Here is a 19,260-nt window from a genome sequence, read left to right as displayed (position 1 = left end):
CCGACCGCCCCGGGCATGATCGTCCGGACCGGGTATCCTGGTCAGGTTGTCCGCGTCCGGCCGGGTTCCCCCGGCACGTGCGGGCAGCGACGCACGACCTCCTGCCACGGAAGGACCGTGGCCGCTTAGCCCACAGGAGGTGAGCACGTCTTGCGTCATTACGAGATCATGGTGATCCTCGACCCCAGCCTCGAGGAACGCACCGTCGCCCCGTCGCTCGACACGTACCTGAACGTGATTCGGACCGCGGGTGGCTCGGTTGAGAAGACGGACGTGTGGGGCCGCAGGCGCCTCGCGTTCGAGATCAACAAAAAGGCCGAGGGCATCTACGCCGTCGTCGACCTGCAGGCTACGCCTGCTGCCGTGGCCGAGCTGGACCGTCAGCTCCGGCTGAACGAGTCCGTGCTGCGCACCAAGGTCATCCGGCCGGAGATGCGCTAAGCATTCAGTCCGGCATTCAACCCGGTTCGCCCGGATCAGCCTCCGCGACTCTGTCGTACGGCTCTGAGAGCCTGTACGACGAGACGCTGAGTGCGCGAGGAGATGGTCATGGCAGGAGACACCACCATCACGGTCATCGGCAACCTGACCGATGACCCCGAGTTGCGGTTCACCCCGTCCGGTGCGGCGGTCGCCAAGTTCCGGGTCGCTTCGACGCCCCGTTTCATGGACAAGACCACCAATGAGTGGAAGGACGGCGAGCCGCTCTTCCTGGCTTGCACCGTGTGGCGTCAGGCGGCGGAGCACGTCGCCGAGTCGCTGCAGCGGGGCGCCCGCGTGATCGTCTCGGGCCGGCTGCGTCAGCGGTCCTATGAGACCCGCGAGGGCGAGAAGCGCACCGTCATCGAGCTTGAGGTCGACGAGATCGGCCCGTCGCTGCGCTACGCCACGGCGAAGGTGCAGAAGATGTCCCGCTCCGGTGGCGGTGGCGGCGGCTTCGGTGGTGGCGGCGGTGGTGGCCAGGGTGGCGGCGGAGGCAACTTCGACGACCCCTGGGCTTCGGCCGCACCCTCTCCCGCGCGTGCCGGTTCGGGCGGCAACTTCGACGAGGAGCCTCCGTTCTAATGGCGCCGAGCGCCCGCGATCGCAAACCAGGAGCAAGGTCAATGGCCAAGGCTGCGGCACTTCGCAAGCCGAAGAAGAAGGTGAACCCGCTCGACAAGGACGGGATCACCTATATCGATTACAAGGACACGGCGCTGCTGCGCAAGTTCATCTCCGACCGCGGCAAGATCCGCGCTCGGCGGGTCACCGGCGTGACCTCGCAGCAGCAGCGGCAGATCGCCCGCGCGGTCAAGAACGCCCGCGAGATGGCGCTCCTGCCGTACACCGCAACGGCCCGCTGAGAGGAGGCACCGATATGAAGATCATCCTGACTCAGGAAGTGTCCGGCCTCGGTGCCCCGGGCGACATCGTCGAGGTCAAGGACGGCTTCGGCCGTAACTACCTGCTGCCGCAGGGCTTCGCGATCGCCTGGACCAAGGGCGCGGAAAAGCAGGTCACGGTCATCAAGCGGGCCCGTTCGGCCCGCGAGATCCGCGACCTCGACCACGCGAACGAGGTCAAGGGTCAGCTCGAGGGTCTCAAGGTCAACCTGAAGGCCCGCGCCGGCGACGGCGGTCGGCTCTTCGGCTCGGTCACCTCGGCCGAGATCGTCGACGCCGTCAAGGGCGCCGGCGGCCCGGTCCTCGACCGCCGCCGGCTGGAGGTGCCCGGTCACATCAAGTCGACCGGCACCTACCCGGTGAAGATCAAGCTGCACCCCGAGGTCACCGCGTCGTTCAACCTGAACGTCGTTCAGGGCTGACGACCAGCTGCACCACGACGAGGGCCCGCACCGAGCGATCGGTGCGGGCCCTCGCGCATGCCCTGGCGTGCCCGGCTCGCCGTCAGCCGATCGGTTGACCGGTCACCGCGCTGATCAGCACCGTGGAGAGGCCACCGCCGACCACCGCGGCGGCCAGCGCGATGGTGGCCGACCGCCACGTCGTGCCGACCCGCCGCAGCAGGGCCGCCACCACCAGACTGCTCACCAGCGCCAACCCGAAACGCGGCGAGCCGGCCAGCAGCGACTCCAACGCGCGTGACCGGGCGGAGTCGCAGCCACCCCCGCTGATGTCGGTGACACACCCGGCCGGCGCCTGCCCGTCCAGCGTGAGCAACCACAGGAAGATCAGCACTGCCGGCACCAGGTAGCAGGCGGCGGTGTAGAGCAGCGGCCGGACGGACCCACCGGGATCCGGGTCGAGCAGGTCGTCCTCCAGACGACGCGCCCAACCGCCCGTCGCCACCGACTCCACCCGCCGTCGGACCGACGCCGCGCCGACCGGCGGCCGGTCCGACCGACGCCGGGCGCCATCAGGGGGTACGGGAGCACTGCGCGGTCGCGGAGCCGTGTAACCCACCACCGGCGACCGGGGTGCCGACGTCGTCGTATCCATCCAGCGCGGATCGTCGCCGGACAACCGCGTGCCGGACCAGAAACCGTTGTCCCGGCTTGACCACCCCTCGGCCGCCGTGAACCGGTCGGAACGGGGTGGGAGTGTCCGGTCCCACTGGTCGTCCTCGACCGCCGAGCGTTCCCACTGGCCGGTGCGGTCCGACCGCTCCCAGCCACCGATGTTCTCCGCCTGCGACCACTGCTCGCTCAGGTCGGCGCCGTCCGGGCCGGCCGGCGGCCAGGCGTGCACACCCGACGCGTCCCACGGGTCCACCGCGGGCGCGTACGACGGGTCCGGCTCCGCCGCCCGCTCCGATCCGCGTTCCCACGGATCCACCGCCGGACGCGTCCAGGACTCCTCCGCCGCCCGTCGGCTGCGCCGCGTCGGCCGGCTCGGCTCCGGACGAGACGTCCCGTCGGCCGGGTCGGACTCCAGGTCCCCACCGGACCAGATCACCTGGGGCCGGCCGACGGGCGCACGGCGGGGACGACGGTCCGGGACCGCGCCGGAGACCGGCTCCTCCTCTGCCGCGTTGGCACGCCGACGGCCGGCGTACCCCCCATCCTGCGGTCGGTCGAGCGTCCACTCCCGGGTGTGGTCCGAATCGGGGCCCGCGCCGATCGCCGGCCGCTCACGCCAACCCGTCTCGACGGCACGCCGTCGGGCACCCGTCGTCTCGGTGCTTCGCCAGCCGCCCCCGGAACTCGGACGCTCGACCTCGAACTCGGGCTCGGGCGCGTCCTCGGGCGCGTCCTCGTCCTCGTCGGGCGCGGCGTGCCGGCCGCCGCCGTCGGCGTGCCGAACTCCCGACTCCAGCGCCCACCGCGGCAGGTAGGCGTCGACCGGTTCGTCCTGCCCACGGTCCAGCGCGCGCCGCCGACTGGAGGTGCGATAGCGCGCGTCCTCGTCGTACGGCTCGACCGGAGCGGGCAGCATGGGCTCACCCCACGAGGCGGTCGGCGGGCGCTCGCGCGGGCTGCCCTCCCCGCGTCCCCAGTCCCGGTAACTCACGGCCGGAGTGTGACCCTTCTGAACCGAAAGCGTAATCCGCTGTCCAGGTGTAGCCGTTCGCTGGAGATAGTACGGGAAGATCGTGTCACAGAACCGACCAAAATATTCTCCTCCACAGGCTGGGGACCACGTTTCAGCAGCTCAGCGGCTTGTGGTCGAGAATTCCCCAACCGTTGTCCACAGCCTGTGCACACCCTGCGCACATGCTTGTGCACCGGTGTCCACAGGTTGTCCCGAGGCTCGTCCACCGGGCTTGTTGAGTCGCTGACCTCGGGGTCCGTATGGTTGGCCCTCGACCGCCGGCGCGATGGCCCCCGATCGACCGGCCTGGTCGGAGGAGAACTGTCGTACCCCGGCGGTAGAGCTGGGACCGGATCCGACGCAGTGGAGGGGGGACCCGTGTCGGTCACCGACGACAGGCGGGCGGAGTCACGGCCCGGCGGCGGCCAGCCGCCCGTGCAGCGGGACGGCCAGTTCGACAAGACCCCGCCCCAGGACGTCGCGGCCGAGCAGTGCGTCCTCGGCGGCATGCTGCTCTCCAAGGACGCCATCGCCGACGTCGTCGAGATCCTCAAGACCAACGACTTCTACCGGCCGGTGCACGCCACCATCTTCGACATCATCCTGGACATCTACGGCCGGGGTGAGCCGGCCGACTCGATCACCGTTGCGGCGGCACTCGCCGACTCCGGCGACCTCGTCCGCGTTGGCGGGGCGCCCTACCTGCACACCCTCATCGCCAGCGTGCCCACCGCCGCGAACGCCGCGTACTACGCGCGGATCGTCAGCGAGCGGGCGGTGCTGCGCCGGCTGGTCGAGGCCGGCACCAAGATCGTGCAACTGGGCTACGGCACCGCCAGCGGCGGCAGCCGCGACGTCGACGATGTCGTGGACCTCGCGCAGCAGGCCGTCTACGACGTCACCGAACGGCGGGTCAGCGAGGACTTCGCGGTCCTGGCCGACATGCTTCAGCCGACGCTCGACGAGATCGAGGCGGTGGGTGCGCAGGGCGGGATGATGACCGGTGTGCCGACCGGCTTCACCGACCTGGACCGGCTGCTCAACGGCCTGCACGCCGGGCAGTTGATCATTGTCGCGGGTAGGCCCGGTCTGGGTAAGGCGCTGGCGCTCGACACCCCGCTGCCGACGCCGGATGGCTGGACCACGATGGGCGAGGTCAAGGTCGGCGACCGGCTGATCGGCGCCGACGGGCATCCCACCACTGTCACGCACGCCTTCGAAGTACGTCACGATCGCCCGTGCTACGAGGTCGAGTTTTCCGACGGGTCGGTCCTCGTAGCCGACGCCGAGCATCTGTGGAAAACCACCACCCGCGCGAGCCGCAGAGCGGGTGACGTCAGGCGCCGCAACCACTGGCGTCCGGAGACCGTGGAGCGACTCCGCGTCGCTGCCGCAACGAGCACGGACACTGTCACCATCCACGAGTTGGCCAGCTCTGTCGGAGCGGAACTCGTGCACACCGCCCAGCGGGTCACCCGTGACATACCGCGAGGGGCTTCCCCCACCATGCGCGGCAGGCCGGGTGCACGCCCCGCGCGCGCTTATCCCGCCCGAGCGCTTTATGGGGGTTTACTCAACCGCGTGGAGCGGTGGACCGCTAGTTTGGCTGACAGCGTGCAGCCGGGGGTCTTCACCACCGCGCAGATTCGGGCGACACTTCGCACGGAGACCGCAGACCGTCGTCTCAATCACGCGGTCACGAATGCAGCCCCGCTCAACCTTCCCGATCGACTCCTTCCTATCCCGCCGTACACCCTTGGTGCCTGGTTGGGTGACGGCAGCAGCGCCGACAGCCGGATCACCACCGTTGACCCCGGTATCCTCCGGCGCATCGAGGAGGACGGCTTCGAGATCAGGCAGTCACGCTCTGTCTCGACTCTCTACACGATCCTGCCCAAGAGTTGCCCGGTGTGCGACAGGCGTCGAAATGGCTGCGTGGCCTGCGGGAATCGTCCTTCGTCCCTGGTACGAAGCCTGCGAGAGTCGGGCGTGCTGAACGTCAAGCACATACCCGAGGCCTACCTGCGCGCGTCCGAAGGGCAGCGCCGCGCCCTACTTGCGGGACTACTCGACACCGACGGGACTGTCACCGGTACGGGAAATGTTCAGTTCACCAGCACCTCGGAGCGGCTGGCCGCAGATGTGTACGAGCTGATCGTCAGTCTCGGTTACCGCTGCTCAATCAGTCTCAAGGCAGTCGAGGGACGCAAGCCGGAGACGTCGGTCGCGTACAACGTGAACTTCACGACCACGGACGAGGTCTTCGGGCTCGCCCGAAAGCGGGATGCGCACGTGGCGCGACGGCGGGGGGAGGGACCCGCTCGAACGGGTTGCCGCTTCATCGTGGACGTCCGGCCGGTTCCCAGCGTGCCCGTACGGTGCGTGACGGTCGACAACGACGACCACCTGTACCTGGCCGGTCGGTCCATGATCCCGACCCACAACAGCACTGCCAGCATGGACTTTGCCCGAAATGCTGCCATTCGTGCCAACCAGGCCGCCGCCATCTTCTCGCTCGAAATGAGCAAGGTCGAGATCGTCATGCGACTGCTCTCGGCCGAGGCGCGGGTGCCGCTGCACGTGCTACGCAGCGGGCAGCTCTCCGACGACGACTGGACCAAGCTGGCCCGCTGCATGGGCGAGATCAGCGAGGCGCCGCTCTTCGTCGACGACACGCCGAGCATGAACCTGATGGAGATCCGGGCGAAGGCCCGCCGGCTCAAGCAGCGACACGACCTCAAGATGATCGTCGTGGACTATCTCCAGCTGATGACCTCGCCGAAGCGCACCGAGAGCCGGCAGCAGGAGGTCGCCGACCTCTCCCGTGGTCTGAAGCTGCTGGCCAAGGAGGTCGAGTGCCCGGTCATCGCGGTGAGTCAGCTGAACCGTGGCCCCGAGCAGCGCACCGACAAGCGCCCCCAATTGTCTGATTTGCGTGAATCTGGCTCAATTGAGCAGGATGCCGACGTTGTCATCCTTCTGCACCGCGACGACTACTACGACAAGGAGTCGCCGCGGGCGGGGGAGGCGGATTTCATAATTGCTAAGCATCGGAATGGGCCAACCGACACGGTGACGGTCGCGGCCCAGCTGCATCTCTCACGTTTCGTGGACATGGCTATCGGATGAGCACTACGGCTTCTCGTCTGTCGGCGGCGCAAATCCAGGCTGTTGTTGAACGTGCGGGAGCGGGTGAGACTCTAACCCGAATTGCGCATTCGTACGGAGTCAGCAGGCAGGCGAAAATAATGTTGGGTCGCTGATTTCTGATCCGCTTGATGTCCTGAGCCGTCGGCGGCGAGGGCTTCAACCGAGCAGGGGGAACCAGCCCGCCGCCTCACCAAGCTCCACCCGGTCCCGGTCGGTGAGCGGGATTCGCCCGGTGGCCTTCAGCAGGAACTCCTGGTCGTCCCATCCAGCGGGGCGGACCGCGTCGTCGCTCAGCAGGCCGTCCATCGTGGAAACGGCGATGCGTACCGCCGTTGGGCCGGGTGGCGGCGCGTCCGACAGCTCCGGCGTCAGGTCGAGGTGGTGCACGACGGCCTCGGTGGTCAGGGTGGCGAGGAAATCCGGTACGCGCAGCACGTGCCCCTGCGTGGTGACGTACCCCTCGGGGTCTGCCGACGCGGCGGCGCGGACCGCCGCCGGGGCGGTCTCTTCCCAGAGCCGGACGATGCCGGTCGGTCGGTCGAAGGCGGACGCCGACCGGCGGACCCACCAGGCGTGCCGAGCGGCCTGGTCATCGCCGCCCGGGAAGCCGCGCCAGTAGGACACGTCGTCCACGTCGGCGGGACCGTCGACGGGTCTGGCCAGGGCCACGAGTGCCCGCTGGGCGTCGCCGAGCACGTGCAACAGCAGGTCCGCGACGAGCCAGCCCTGGCAGCGGGTCGCTCGTTGCAGGCGCGCGTCGTCCAGGCCGTCGACCAACGCCGTGATGCCGTCGTACGCCTGGGCGAGAGCCTCGTCCGGCCGGATCTCGGTCATGCGATGCAGCCTCGCATGACGCACCTCGGCCGCCAACCATCGACGGCGTGGGTGGCTGGGCCACGAGTGACGTGCCTCTGAGTCACAGCCGCGACTCAGAGGCATGTCACCTGGGATGACTCCGCGGTCGGGCTCAGCCGAACATCTCGTCGAGGAAGCCCTTGCGCTTCTTGTGCCGGTAGTGGCCGTGGTAGCCCTGGTGCTGCTGACCGTAGGCAGGCGCCGGCGGGTAGCCGTGCACGGGCGGCGGGGGCGGCGGCGGGGGGACCGCGCCGTAGCCGGGCTGGTGCTGCGCCGGGGCGGGCGGCGGCGGGTAGCCCCCCGGCTGCTGGACGGGCTGCGGCGGCGGGCCGCCGGCCTGCTGGCGGCTCCAGTTGGCCTCTGCCTCGAACAGCTTCTCCAACTCGCCGCGGTCGAGGAAGATGCCCCGGCACTCCCCGCACTGGTCGATGACGACACCGCTGCGCTCGTATTGACGCATCTCGCCGTGACACTTGGGACAGGTGAGGCTATTCATCACCCGACGGTACCTGGTCGAGCTAAGCGGTTGCTGTGAGCGCGTCGGTGACCTCGTCGTCGGAGACCTCGTGGAAGTCGTCGTAGTAGACGCTCACCGCGCCGAAATCCGACGGGCGCTGCGCGCAGACGACCTGGTCGGCCTCGGCCGCCAGGAGTTCGTACGCCTCCTGCGCGCCGACCGGCACGGCCACCACCACCCGGCGCGCGCCGAGTCGGCGGACGACCTCGACGGCGGCGCGGGCGGTGGCGCCGGTGGCCAGACCGTCGTCGACGATCACGGCGACGCGCCCGGTGAGGTCCAGCGGTGGGCGACCACCCCGGTAGAGCCGCTCGCGGCGCTCCAACTCGACCTGTTCGCGCTGGCTGACCTCGGCGATGTCATCGCTGCTGAGGCGGCTGGCGATCGCGTCGTTGAGCACCTGCACCCCGCCCGGGCCGAGCGCGCCGAAGGCGACCTCCCGGGCCCAGGGCATACCGAGCTTGCGGACGACCAGCACGTCGAGGGGGGCGCCGAGCCGTTCGGCGACGACCCGGGCCACCGGTACGCCGCCGCGGACGAGGCCGAGGACGACCGTGTCCGGTTCGCCGACGAGGGCGGTGAGCCGCTCGGCGAGCACCCGGCCCGCCTCGGCGCGGTCGCGGTACGTGGTCATGCCTTCAGGTGTACGCCGTGCGGCGGCGTTTCGCCCGCCGGTTAGACCGATGTGGTCCGACCGGGCAGGCGGTCGGGCGTCGGGGTGGTCGGTGCGGCGTCCGGGCTGTGCAGGGCGGGTGCCCAGGCGAGCAGGGCCAGCGGGTACAGCAGGTACCCGAATCGGGTGGAGGGCATCAGCGCGATCGCGGCGAGGAGTCCGTACCCGCAGATCAGCGCGGTGGCGGCGGCCGTGCCCGGCGGGCGGCGCGCGAGTCGGACGGCGATGGCCACGCCGGCCGCCACCAGCAGGGCGGCGGCGATCAGCCGGCCCCCGGGCAGCGTGGCGGCGATCAGCTGACCGGGGAACGGAGACTGCGCCGGGCTGGTGACCAGGCCGTGCCCGAGCGGGAAGCGCAGCACGTTCTCGGTCAGCGCGTCGCGGTCGACCAGCAGGGCCGGGAGCAGGGCGGCGACGGGTAACCCGATCGCGCCGGCCGCGACCCGGGCGCCGGCTCGCCGGGTCAGACCCCAGACGATCAGGACCAGGGCGATCGGCCAGGCGAACAGCTTCAGCGCGCCCGCCAACCCGACCGCGAGGCCGGCCCGGCCGGGCCGACCGGCGGCGGCGAGTGCGAGGGCCAGCAGGCAGAGCGCGAGTACGGGCATGTCGTCACCGCCGGTGGCGAGGGTGAGCGCGCAGATCGGCAGGACGGTGGCGGCCTGCACGCCCCGCAGCAGCGCGGCATCGGACCGGTGCGCCCCGACGAGAGGGCCGCCGACGGTGCCGCGCGCGGCGCGCAGGGTGGCCACGGCCAGGGCGAGCGCCAGCGCGGTGCCCACCGCGAACCACACCCGGGCATCGGTCCACCAGGTGTCGGCGAGTGCCCGGGGCAGGCCGAACAACGCCATGCCCGGTTGGTACGGCGTGTATCCGAGCAGTTGTTCACCGGCCGGCAGGGCGGCGATGGCGTCTCGGCCGAGGTACGGCGTGCCGTGCTCCAGCAGGCGGATGCCGGCCTGCTCGACGACCAGCACCTCCTCCTGCGCGCGGTCGGTGCGTCCGGTGGCCCGCTCGACGCTCTGCCAGAGCACGGGTAGCAGCGCGGTGCTCGCCCACGCGAAACCGGTCACCGCCCAGCGGGCCGGAAGGCCGGCCGGTCGGGTCGCCGGGTTGCGCCGGCGCAGGAGGAGTTGAACGATCACCGCCACCGTCGCGACCAGGTAGCCGACGGCGGCGACCGCACCCCAGGCCCGGTGCGGCAGCAGGGTCGACGTGACCGCGGTGATCGCCGCGAAGACGGCCGACACGGCGTAGAGGCCCAGGTCGAGGGCGAGCCCACCGGCGGCGGTGTCGAGCGTCCGCCAGCGGTGGCGGCGGGCGGTCGGGGCGTCGGCGATCACGAGCGCCAGTCTGGCAGACCTCGCTGCTCACCCGATTGTCCGCGGGGCTCGGGCCGGCCTCGGTCACACCGGCGGCGGCGCCTCTGCTCGCCGTGTCGTGCTCGTGCCCCGCTCAGGCGGGGAGGTGGGGAAGGCGGTCGGGGCGGGAGCGCCCGGCCTGGCGGCGGGTCTGGCTCAGCCGGATCACCGCGCCGGTGTCGTGCAGCGGTGGCGCCAGAGTGCCGGGTTGGCCACCCGACCCGCGCTGCAACGCGGCGAGCAGGGTGCCGGCGGGCATCGGCCGGGCGAAGAGGTGGCCCTGGCCGGCCACACAGCCCAACTCCCAGAGGGCGCGTCGTTGCGGCTCGCTCTCCACGCCCTCGGCGACCACCGCCAGGTCGAGGCTGCGGCCCAGGTCGAGGGTGGAGCGGATGACGGCGGCGGCCTCGGCCGAGCTCTCCATGGTCGTCACGAAGCTGCGGTCGATCTTCAGCTCGTGCACCGGGATCCGGGAGAGCAGGGAGAGCGAGGAGTAGCCGGTGCCGAAGTCGTCCAGCGCCAACCGCACGCCCTCGTCGCGTAGCCGGCTGAGCACCCGGTCGACCACATCGAGTTGGCTGAGGGTCAACGTCTCGGTCAGCTCCAGCACCAGCCGGTCGGGCGGAAGGTCGTGGGCACGCAGCCGGGCCAGCACCGAGCCCGGGAAGCGCGCGTCGAGCAGGCTGCGCGGCGACACGTTGACCGCGACCGGTACGTCGAAGCCGGCGTCACGCCAGTTGGCCGCGGCGATCAGGGCCTGGTCGAGGATCGCCTCGGCGAAGGCCGGCAGCATTCCCGAACGCTCCACCGCCTCCAGGAAACGCAGCGGATCGATCAGCCCGTGCGTGGGGTGGTGCCAGCGGGCCAGGGCCTCCGCGCTGGTCACCTCGCCGGTGCCCAGGTCGACGATCGGCTGGAAGTTGACGATGAACTCGTGGTCGGCCACGGCACGGGGCAGGTCGCCGCCGAGGGTGAGGCGGCTCAGGTCGGCGGTGTCCCGGGTCGGGGCGTACGTGGAGATCCGCTGCCCGGCCCGTTTCGCCTGGTACATCGCGACGTCCGCGCGGCGCAGCAGCTCGGCCATGCCGCCGCTGGCCGGGGCGACGGAGATCCCGCCGCTGGCCTCGACGCTGATCCGCATGCCGTCCAGCTCGAACGGCTCGTGCAGGGCGGCGAGCAGCGTCTCGGCCCGGTGCGCGGCCACCGCGGGGGCCGGCAGCCCGCGCAGGAGTACGGCGAACTCGTCACCGCCGAGGCGGGCCACCAGATCGCTGGACTGGGCGGCCCCGCGCAGCCGATCGGCGACCTGGACCAGCACCTGGTCACCGGCGGCGTGGCCGAGGGTGTCGTTGACCTCCTTGAAGTGGTTGAGGTCGATCAACACCAGTGCGGTCACCCCGTCGGCGTGCCGGGCACTGAGATGCTCGGTGCCCCGGTCGAGGAGGTGCCGCCGGTTTGCGAGGTCGGTGAGCGCGTCGTGGGTGGCGGCGTACGCGTGCTCGTCGGCGACGCGGGCCAGCTCGGCGTACGCCTGGGCGTTGCGGACCGCCGTGCAGAGCGCCGAGGCGAAGGTGCGCAGGGTGTACTGCTCCCGCTCGGAGAGCTGCACCGGCCCACGGAAGCGCAGGCGCAGGACGCCGACGTCGACGGAGCGGTCGTGGCCTTCCAGCGGGGTGGGCACGACGGTGCCGTCCACGTCGGTGGGCGTGCCGGTCGGTCCGTCGAAGGTGATGCCGCCGGTGCCGCCTCGAACGGTGCGGCCACCGTCGCGCAGCTCGATCTCGACCTCGTCGGCGGAGAACAACTCGGCGGCCTGGGTGACGGCGGTGGTGAGCACGTTGTCCAGGTCGACCACGTTGAGCGCGTCGGTGGTGCGGGCGAGCCGCTGCCACGCCTGCTGCTCGGTGCGACCTCGGATGCGCGCGGAGTAGGCCAGGTGCAGGCTCAACATCAGTGGGGGGACGGCAAGCAGCAGTCGGGGGTCCTCGCGGAGGATGAGTAGCGTGCAGACAGCCACGATGAATCGCACGCCGAAGCCGGCGATCCGCAGGTCAAGGTTGTTCAAGAACTGACGGGAGACCGGTGTCCCGGTGGCCAGCGCGATCACCGGGATGGCCAGCAGGTCGTCGAGGAGTGCCGCCACCAGGTAGATCGCCCCGAGCAAGGTGGCCAGCTCGACCACGCCGGCCGGCGGCCACTGCCAGGGGATGGCCAAAGTGGTGATGCCTGCTCCACCAGCCACCAAAATGTTCTTGCTGACTCCGAAGGCCGCCTTGATCATCGGCAGCTTCATGATGGCTGATGCGATACCGACGCCAGCCCCGGTCGCCAGTACCACCCAGGCGGGTGGTGCCACGGCAAGCCCTATCACGATCGCCGTCTCGACCCAGGTGATGCCGTGTGTGGTCGAGCGAATTCGGATAGGTGCCATGACGATCGTGCCAAGCGCAGTCATGAAGGTCAGCGCTACGAATGTCGCACCGTCGCCTACCGAGACGGGGCGACGGGTCAACACGTTGGCCCCAGCGATGACTGTGGGAACGATTGCCATGACCACGATGAGACCGACGAGCAGCAGAAGCGACCGATCTGCCCGGGGACTCTGCGGTGACACCTGGCTCATGAAGCTCCTGTCGTCGCCCACAGTTACCTGTTGACGACAGGAGCTTACCGCTCAGTGCTACTTCGATGTCAGAACCAGTCGCTGCCGCGCATTGCATGCTCCCTCCACTCGTCCGGCCGTTTCCGTATTCCGGATCCGTTCTCGTGATGGGAGCCTAAGAGGAGTTAGGCAGTTTTAGTAGCGATAAATGTCGGTATACGCAACATTAGCCAAGCCAGCGGCCTTTGTGACGGTCTGTCCATGCCACCTGAGCGGAGCGCGGTCGTGCTGCACTGGCGATCCGCAGCTTGCGCGCTGCTGAGAGGCTATCGGCGTTGTCGCCTCCTCCCTAGTGTGGCCAGGATGTGCGCCTGGCCTCATCCGTCAGTTTGGGCTCAGGGTCAATCCGGTCGGACAGAATCTGCTCTCCGTCGCCTGGTCGGTGTGGATTTGGGGTGTCTCGTTGGGGGGTTGGCGTGCATTCTGACCACCGTTAACCTTCCCCAGTGTGATCAGCTAGACACCGATAGACGCGAATTCGGAGGGCCGGTGGAGATCAACCTGCTGGGTGGCCTGGAGGTGCTGCTTGCCGACCACAAGTTGCACCTGGGTACGCCCAAACAACGGGTAATCTTCGCGATGCTCGCGGTCCAGCCAGGCCAGTTGGTGACGTTGTCCGGCCTCATAGACGAGCTGTGGGCCGACCGTCCTCCGCGTTCCGCTGTGGCGAATGTGCGGACCTATGCGGCCAATCTTCGCCGGGAGTTCGAGACGTTAGCGCTCGCGGACGCGACTCTCGTGCGGCAGGGGAACGGCTATCGCCTCGCCTTGCGGCCGGATGTGATCGACGTCTTCCGCTTCCAAGACGAGCTTTACGCTGGCCGGGATGCTCTGGGCGCTGGCGACCTGTCGCGTGCGTCGGAACTGCTGGGCCGCGCTTTGGTGCGGTGGCAGGGTCCCATGCTCGCCGGCATCCCGCTTGGGCCCGTCCTGACGGCTCGAACCGTCGCTGCGGAGGAGGAGCGTCTTCTGGCCGTGGAACTCCTCGCCGAGGTTCATCTGCGATCCGGGCGGGATGATCTCGCAATTCCGTCACTGCGCGCGGTGACTGCCCTTCATCCGCTCCGAGAGCCGACATACCTCCTTCTCATGCGGGCCCTGCACGAGCGCGGTGACAACGCGGAGGCGCTTGTCGCGTATGACGAGATTCGCAGGCATCTGATGACGGAGCTGGGGGTGCGCCCGGGGGCCAACCTCGAAAAGTTGCGGCGCAGGATCCTCACCGAGGCGCCGAGCCGGGAACCCGTCGTCACCGGCCTGAGCAAAGGCACGGCTGGGCGCCTTGCTGGGTCCCCACCAGGACCGGCGGGTGACCCGACGACGAAGCAGATGCCCACAGTCGCAGCGGTGGATCATCTGCCTCGTTCGGTCACCGACTTCGTTGGTCGGGAGGCCGTCGTGGCCAGGCTGTTGGCGGAGACGCGGCGTGTCGAGGATCGCATACCGGCCGTGCACGTCATCGACGGAATGGCCGGCAGCGGCAAGACAACACTTGCCGTGCACCTGGCCCGCCGGCTGAGCGATCGGTACCCGGATGCCCGTTTGTACGTCGACCTGCGGGGGCATGGCGAGAAGGACCTGATTGGACCGGCGTCGGCTCTTGTCGTCCTGCTTCGCCAGCTTGGGGTGCCGCCTGAGCGGGTGCCGGTTGACCTCGACGACAGGACGGAACTCTGGCGACGCGAACTGGCCCGCTGGAGGTCGGTGATCATTCTGGACAACGCCGCCAGCAGCGACCAGATCCTGCCGCTTCTGCCGATCGAGCCCACCGCCGTCGTGCTGGTGACGTCTCGACGCCGACTCACCCACCCGGACCTCGGCGCGTCGCAGTCCCTGCCGGTCATGTCGTCTGGAGAGGGCGTCGACCTGTTGGCTGCGAGTGTGGGGCGGGAACGGGTCGACGCCGAGCCGGAAGCAGCGGTCGAGGTGGTCCGGCGGTGCGGCCATCTTCCTCTGGCGATTCGGCTGGCCGGCGCCCGGCTGGCGCACCGACGTGGTTGGCGCTTGGCGGATCTCGCGGCACAGATGGCCGGCGCGGCGTCGGTTCTCCCTCATCTGGCCGGGGAGAACAGCACAGTCACCGGTGCGTTCGCCGCCTCCTACGAACCTCTCCCCGAGTCGACCAAGCGGGTCTTTCGCTTTCTGGGTCTGTACCCCGGTAGCCGGTTCAGCCCAACGGCGGTCGCGGCACTGACCGGGCTGACGGTGGCGGAAGCTCACGCGGCTCTCGACGACCTCACCGACAGGCACCTGGTGGAGGATCTGAACTCCAGGCAATACGGATTGCACGACCTCATGCGCCAGTACTCCGTCGAGCTATGCCTGTACGTCGATTCGGCGCAGGACCGCCGGTCAGCCCTGGCCCAACTGCTCGACTTCACCCTGGCAGCGGCACTGCGGATTGCTGAGATTATCGAGCCCGTTGTCATCGAAAGCCAGGTCAGTCATCTCCCGTTCGGTCGGCCTGAATTGCTGGAGGCTCTTGGCGAGCCGAGCGCCGAGTGGTTGGAAGCCGAGCGGGCGGACCTGGTGACGATGGTGGCGTCGGCACATGAGGCGGGCTTCCACGAGCACGCCTGGCGGCTGGCTCGTGCCCTGTGGCGATTCTGCTACATCCGCGGATACTTCGAGGACATCATCGTGACCCACCAGCAGGGGCTGGCAGCGGCAGAGGCGACGGGCAACGCCGAGTCGACGGCGCTGATGCAGAACTACCTGGCCTCCGCTTACGTCCGGACCGGCGACAACCGGGAAGCCCTGAAACATCTGACCCGCGCGGTCGAGCTTTCCAAGGAATCCCGGGACGTGCTGAACACCGCTCGCTACCAGGCCAATCTTGCCCCGGTCCACTACTGGAGCGGCAATCTGACCGAGGCGGTGGCACTCGGTATGGAACATCTGCGTGACTACCGGGGCTACGGCAACGCAGGAGCGCCGAACGCGTTACCGAACGTTGGTATCGCCCTCACGTCACTGGGCCGTTACGAAGAGGCGTTATGGATTCACCGGCGTCACCTGGCCTGGGCCCGAACCAACTCGAACGAGTTCCACGTGCTCAACGCTCTCAGCCATATCGGATCGGTACGCACCCGAATGGGAGATTTCCATCAGGCGATCAGGATCCTCAGGGCCTCGCTGGCGCTTCGCGACCGCACCGGCCACCGCTACGGCGAGGCAGAGGTACGCCTCGACCTCGGCATCGCCTACCGCGGTCTTGGTCGCTTGGCGGAGGCCAAGCAGGAGCATGAGTTGGCTCGGACCCTCGCGGTCGGTTCGGGCGAGCGGCATGTCGAGGCCGCGGCGTTGAACGAACTGGGCCGCACGCTGCGGGCACGCGGGCGGGACCGTGCGGCAGCCGAGATGCACCGCGAGGCCCTGCGGTTGGCGACGCGGATCGCACACCCGCACGAGCAGGGGCGTGCACTGGCGGGCCTCGCGGAGCATTTCAAGGCTGTCGACCCGGCCGAGGCCCGGCGGCACTGGGAGCGGGCGTTGGCGATCTTCCGTCGGATGGGCGTACCGGAACGCCTCGATGTCGAGCGCCGCCTCGCCGAACTGGCTGCCAGTGTCGTCGATGCGGGGTGCTGACCTGCGCGAACGTCGCTTATCGATTTCTTATCGCCGGGCCCGGTAGCTTCTGGAGCGTATCGGCGAACGGGGGAGGTTCTGCCCGTGGGCAGAACCGGGTCTTCGACACGCGCCCGCCGCCAGGTCCCCCCAGCGACCTCGGCGGCGGGTCCAGCGAGGGAAGGGGCGCGGCCCGGTGAGCGCTGTCGCACCCGGCGAATGCCGGGCCGCCGCCCCTTCCGAGCCCCGGTGCGTCGTACCGCGACGATAGGCTCACGGCCGTGACCGAACCCGCGCAGCTCAGCCACGTCGACCGTGCCGGCGCGGCCCGCATGGTCGATGTCTCCGCCAAGCCGGTGACCGGCCGGGTGGCCGTCGCGGCGGGCCGTTTGCGCACCACGCCCGAGGTCGTCGACCTGCTGCACCGCGACGGGTTGCCCAAGGGTGACGCGCTGGCGGTCGGCCGGCTCGCCGGCATCATGGGGGCCAAGCGCACTCCGGAGCTGATCCCGCTCTGCCACCCGATCGCCCTGCACGGTGTCACCGTCGACCTGCGGCTGACCGCGGACACCGTGGAGATCACCGCCACCGCTCGCACGGCGGACCGGACGGGAGTCGAGATGGAGGCGCTCACCGCGGTCGCGGTCGCCGGCCTGGCGCTGATCGACATGGTCAAGGCGGTCGATCCGGCGGCCTCGGTGGAGGCGGTCCGGGTGCTGCGCAAGGAGGGCGGCAAGACCGGCGAGTGGGTCCGGCCGGAGGATCGGCCGTGATCCAGGCCCGGGTGATCGTGGCGTCCAACCGGGCCGCGGCCGGCGTCTACGCCGACACCAGCGGCCCGCTGCTCGTCGCCGGCCTACGCGAGTTGGGCTGTCAGGTCGACGAGCCGGTGGTGGTGCCCGACGGCGAGCCGGTCGGCGCCGCCCTGCGGGACGCCCTCGGCGACGGTGTCGACGTGGTGCTGACCAGCGGCGGCACCGGGATCACCCCGTCCGACCGGACGCCGGACGTGACCCGGGCTCTGTTGGACTACGAGATCCCCGGCATCGCCGAGGCGATCCGGTCGCACAGTCGCGAGCGGGTGCCCACCTCGGTCCTGTCCCGGGGCCTGGCCGGGGTGGCCGGCCGGATGCTGGTGGTCAACCTGCCCGGCTCGACCGGCGGCGCCCGGGACGGGTTGGCCGTGCTCGGGCCGATCCTCGGCCACGCCGTCGACCAGCTTCGCGGCGGCGACCACTGATCGGTCCGCGCCGGCGACCACCGGCCGGTCCGCGCCCAGGCCCGGCGGGCGTCGGTCCGCCCCGATAGGCTCGGTCGGTGAGCACGGAAACCGCACCAACCGCGGGCCGGGTCGCCGCGCCCCCGCCGGCAGGGTGGGAGGAGGCACGGTCCCGGGTGTACGCGGTGGGTCTGGCCGCCGCGCTGCCTGCCGTCGCCCGGCCGTTGGTCGACACCGACGGGCTGACCCTGGCTGAGCCGCTGACCACCCGCACCGAGCTGCCCGCGTTCCCCACCTCCAGCGTGGACGGCTGGGCGGTGCGCGGCACCGGGCCGTGGCGCGTCGTCGGGCGGGTGCTGGCCGGCAACACCCCCACGCCACTCGCCGAGGACGGCACGACCGTCGAGATCGCGACCGGGGCCATGGTGCCCGAGGGCGCCACCGCCGTGCTGCGCATCGAGGAGTCCACCGTCACGGGCGGCCTGGTCAGCGGCACGCCCCGCCCGACGCCGGAGTGGCGTCAGCCGGGCGAGGAGGCGTACGCCGATGAGGAGCTTCTGCCGGTCGGCACGCCGGTCGACCCGGCGGTGATCGGCCTGGCCGCCTCCTGCGGGCACGACACGCTGCGGGTCCGGCGGGCGCCGCGCGCCGCGCTGCTGGTCTTCGGTGACGAGTTGCTCACGGCTGGTCCGCCCGGGGCGGGCCGGGTGCGCGACGCGCTGGGCCCGGCGGTGCCCGCATGGCTACGCCGGTACGGCTGCCACGTCCGCCCGTCGGACGTGGTAGGCCCGGTCGCCGACACGCTGCCCGCGCACGTGGCGGCGGTGCGCGCGGCGCTGACCAGCGCCGACCTGGTCTGCACCACCGGTGGCACGATGCACGGCCCGGTCGACCACCTGCATCCGACCCTGGAGGCGCTGGGCGCCGACTACGTGGTCAACACGGTGGCGGTCCGGCCCGGCTTCCCGATGCTGCTGGCCCGGCTGGCCGATCACGACGGGCGGGTCCGGTTCGTCGCCGGCCTGCCGGGCAACCCGCAGTCCGCCATCGTCGCGCTGGTGTCACTGGTCGCGCCGCTGCTCGCCGGGCTCCAGGGTCGCTCGATGCCGGTGTTGCCCCAGGCCACGCTGGCCGAGGCGGTGCCCGGGCGCGGCGATCACACCCATCTCGCGCTGGTCCGCCTGGACCGGGCCGCCGGCACGGCGTACCCGGTGCGGCACGTCGGGTCGGCGATGCTGCGCGGGCTCGCGGGCGCTGACGGGTTCGCCGTCATCCGACCGGGCACCAACGGTGCGCAGGGTGATCGGGTGCCGATCGTGCCGTTGCCGCTGCTGCCCGGGGAGCGGGTGTCGTGACCGCGCCGGCGATCACCGTCGTCGAGGTCACCGACCAGCCCCTCGACCTCGCCGCGCACGAGGCGGCGGTCGCCGACCGCCGGGCCGGCGCGGTCGTCTCCTTCCAGGGCGTCGTACGCGACCACGACCACGGGCGTCCGGTGGTGAGCCTGGACTACGAGGGGCACCCGAGCGCCGCGCAGGTGCTGCGCGAGGTGGCTGCCGAGATCGCCGCCGATCCCGACGTCTACGCGGTGGCCGTCTCGCACCGGGTCGGGCCGCTGGCCATCGGTGACGTGGCGCTGGTCGCCGCGGTGAGCACCGCGCACCGCGCCGCGGCCTTCGCGGCCTGCGCCCGGCTGGTCGACGAGGCCAAGGCCCGGTTGCCGATCTGGAAACGGCAGGTCTTCGCCGACGGCACCGAGGAATGGGTCAACTGTCCCTGACCG

At 70.5% G+C, this 19,260-nt stretch carries 16 protein-coding genes; 10 read left to right on the top strand and 6 right to left on the bottom strand.

The genetic code is table 11. The annotated features are described in order from the left end of the window. The first annotated feature begins 150 nt into the window (after positions 1 to 150). The 4 genes from rpsF (at position 151) to rplI (ending at position 1,807) form a co-directional block, all read left to right on the top strand. Positions 151 to 441: a 30S ribosomal protein S6 gene (rpsF, locus tag ACFYPH_RS10275; RefSeq protein WP_007453836.1), complete on the top strand. Its 291-nt coding sequence runs from the start codon at positions 151 to 153 to the stop codon at positions 439 to 441. Between the two features lie 90 nt (positions 442 to 531). Then, positions 532 to 1,065 (top strand): single-stranded DNA-binding protein, encoded by a 534-nt coding sequence (locus tag ACFYPH_RS10270; RefSeq protein ID WP_234582687.1) that lies wholly within the window; start codon positions 532 to 534, stop codon positions 1,063 to 1,065. A gap of 41 nt (positions 1,066 to 1,106) precedes the next feature. Continuing rightward, entirely contained in the window at positions 1,107 to 1,346 is a 240-nt protein-coding gene (gene rpsR / locus ACFYPH_RS10265; protein WP_007073789.1) for a 30S ribosomal protein S18, read from the top strand. A gap of 14 nt (positions 1,347 to 1,360) precedes the next feature. Beyond that, entirely contained in the window at positions 1,361 to 1,807 is a 447-nt protein-coding gene (rplI, locus tag ACFYPH_RS10260; RefSeq protein WP_007453817.1) for a 50S ribosomal protein L9, read from the top strand. Positions 1,808 to 1,889: 82 nt separating this feature from the next. Here rplI and ACFYPH_RS10255 read toward each other — a convergent pair whose 3' ends face one another. Further along, entirely contained in the window at positions 1,890 to 3,452 is a 1,563-nt protein-coding gene (locus ACFYPH_RS10255) for a hypothetical protein (RefSeq protein WP_387180764.1), read from the bottom strand. 384 nt (positions 3,453 to 3,836) lie between these two features. Here ACFYPH_RS10255 and dnaB point away from each other — a divergent pair, with 384 nt between their 5' ends. Further along, positions 3,837 to 6,602 carry a replicative DNA helicase gene (gene dnaB, locus ACFYPH_RS10250; protein WP_387180762.1) on the top strand — a complete coding sequence of 922 codons (2,766 nt, stop codon included), beginning with the start codon at positions 3,837 to 3,839 and terminating at the stop codon, positions 6,600 to 6,602. Positions 6,603 to 6,779: 177 nt separating this feature from the next. Here dnaB and ACFYPH_RS10245 read toward each other — a convergent pair whose 3' ends face one another. From ACFYPH_RS10245 to ACFYPH_RS10225, 5 genes are all read right to left on the bottom strand, one after another. Next, on the bottom strand, positions 6,780 to 7,457 hold the full coding sequence (locus ACFYPH_RS10245; RefSeq protein WP_387180759.1) for a maleylpyruvate isomerase N-terminal domain-containing protein: 678 nt from the start codon (positions 7,455 to 7,457) through the stop codon (positions 6,780 to 6,782). A 133-nt stretch (positions 7,458 to 7,590) separates the two neighbouring features. After that, positions 7,591 to 7,974 carry a zf-TFIIB domain-containing protein gene (locus ACFYPH_RS10240; RefSeq protein WP_354855770.1) on the bottom strand — a complete coding sequence of 128 codons (384 nt, stop codon included), beginning with the start codon at positions 7,972 to 7,974 and terminating at the stop codon, positions 7,591 to 7,593. A 22-nt stretch (positions 7,975 to 7,996) separates the two neighbouring features. Further along, positions 7,997 to 8,629 carry a phosphoribosyltransferase family protein gene (locus ACFYPH_RS10235; RefSeq protein WP_355063386.1) on the bottom strand — a complete coding sequence of 211 codons (633 nt, stop codon included), beginning with the start codon at positions 8,627 to 8,629 and terminating at the stop codon, positions 7,997 to 7,999. A gap of 41 nt (positions 8,630 to 8,670) precedes the next feature. After that, the gene (locus ACFYPH_RS10230; RefSeq protein ID WP_355063388.1) at positions 8,671 to 10,011 is read right to left on the bottom strand and encodes a glycosyltransferase 87 family protein; all 1,341 of its coding nucleotides are present in this window, start codon (positions 10,009 to 10,011) and stop codon (positions 8,671 to 8,673) included. Positions 10,012 to 10,123: 112 nt separating this feature from the next. Then, on the bottom strand, positions 10,124 to 12,652 hold the full coding sequence (locus ACFYPH_RS10225; protein WP_387180756.1) for a putative bifunctional diguanylate cyclase/phosphodiesterase: 2,529 nt from the start codon (positions 12,650 to 12,652) through the stop codon (positions 10,124 to 10,126). 528 nt (positions 12,653 to 13,180) lie between these two features. Here ACFYPH_RS10225 and ACFYPH_RS10220 point away from each other — a divergent pair. From ACFYPH_RS10220 to ACFYPH_RS10200, 5 genes are all read left to right on the top strand, one after another. Then, a complete protein-coding gene (locus ACFYPH_RS10220) occupies positions 13,181 to 16,279 on the top strand; it encodes a BTAD domain-containing putative transcriptional regulator (RefSeq protein ID WP_387180754.1) in 3,099 nt (1,032 codons plus the stop codon). Between the two features lie 260 nt (positions 16,280 to 16,539). Beyond that, complete coding sequence (moaC, locus tag ACFYPH_RS10215; RefSeq protein WP_354855775.1) at positions 16,540 to 17,031, top strand: cyclic pyranopterin monophosphate synthase MoaC; 492 nt, start codon at positions 16,540 to 16,542, stop codon at positions 17,029 to 17,031. Next, positions 17,028 to 17,498, top strand: coding sequence for a MogA/MoaB family molybdenum cofactor biosynthesis protein (locus ACFYPH_RS10210; RefSeq protein WP_355063392.1), 471 nt, complete (start codon positions 17,028 to 17,030; stop codon positions 17,496 to 17,498). The genes moaC and ACFYPH_RS10210 overlap by 4 nt, the downstream gene beginning before the upstream one ends. Positions 17,499 to 17,575: 77 nt before the next feature. Beyond that, on the top strand, positions 17,576 to 18,832 hold the full coding sequence (locus ACFYPH_RS10205) for a molybdopterin molybdotransferase MoeA (protein WP_387180751.1): 1,257 nt from the start codon (positions 17,576 to 17,578) through the stop codon (positions 18,830 to 18,832). Next, a complete protein-coding gene (locus ACFYPH_RS10200; protein ID WP_354855778.1) occupies positions 18,829 to 19,257 on the top strand; it encodes a molybdenum cofactor biosynthesis protein MoaE in 429 nt (142 codons plus the stop codon). The genes ACFYPH_RS10205 and ACFYPH_RS10200 overlap by 4 nt, the downstream gene beginning before the upstream one ends. The last annotated feature ends 3 nt before the right edge of the window (positions 19,258 to 19,260 follow it).

This window comes from Micromonospora sp. NPDC005252 (assembly GCF_042872475.1).
Lineage (GTDB): Bacteria > Actinomycetota > Actinomycetes > Mycobacteriales > Micromonosporaceae > Micromonospora.
The sequence above is the reverse complement of the archived record's forward strand: the minus strand, read 5'-3'. Positions and strand labels throughout refer to the sequence as shown.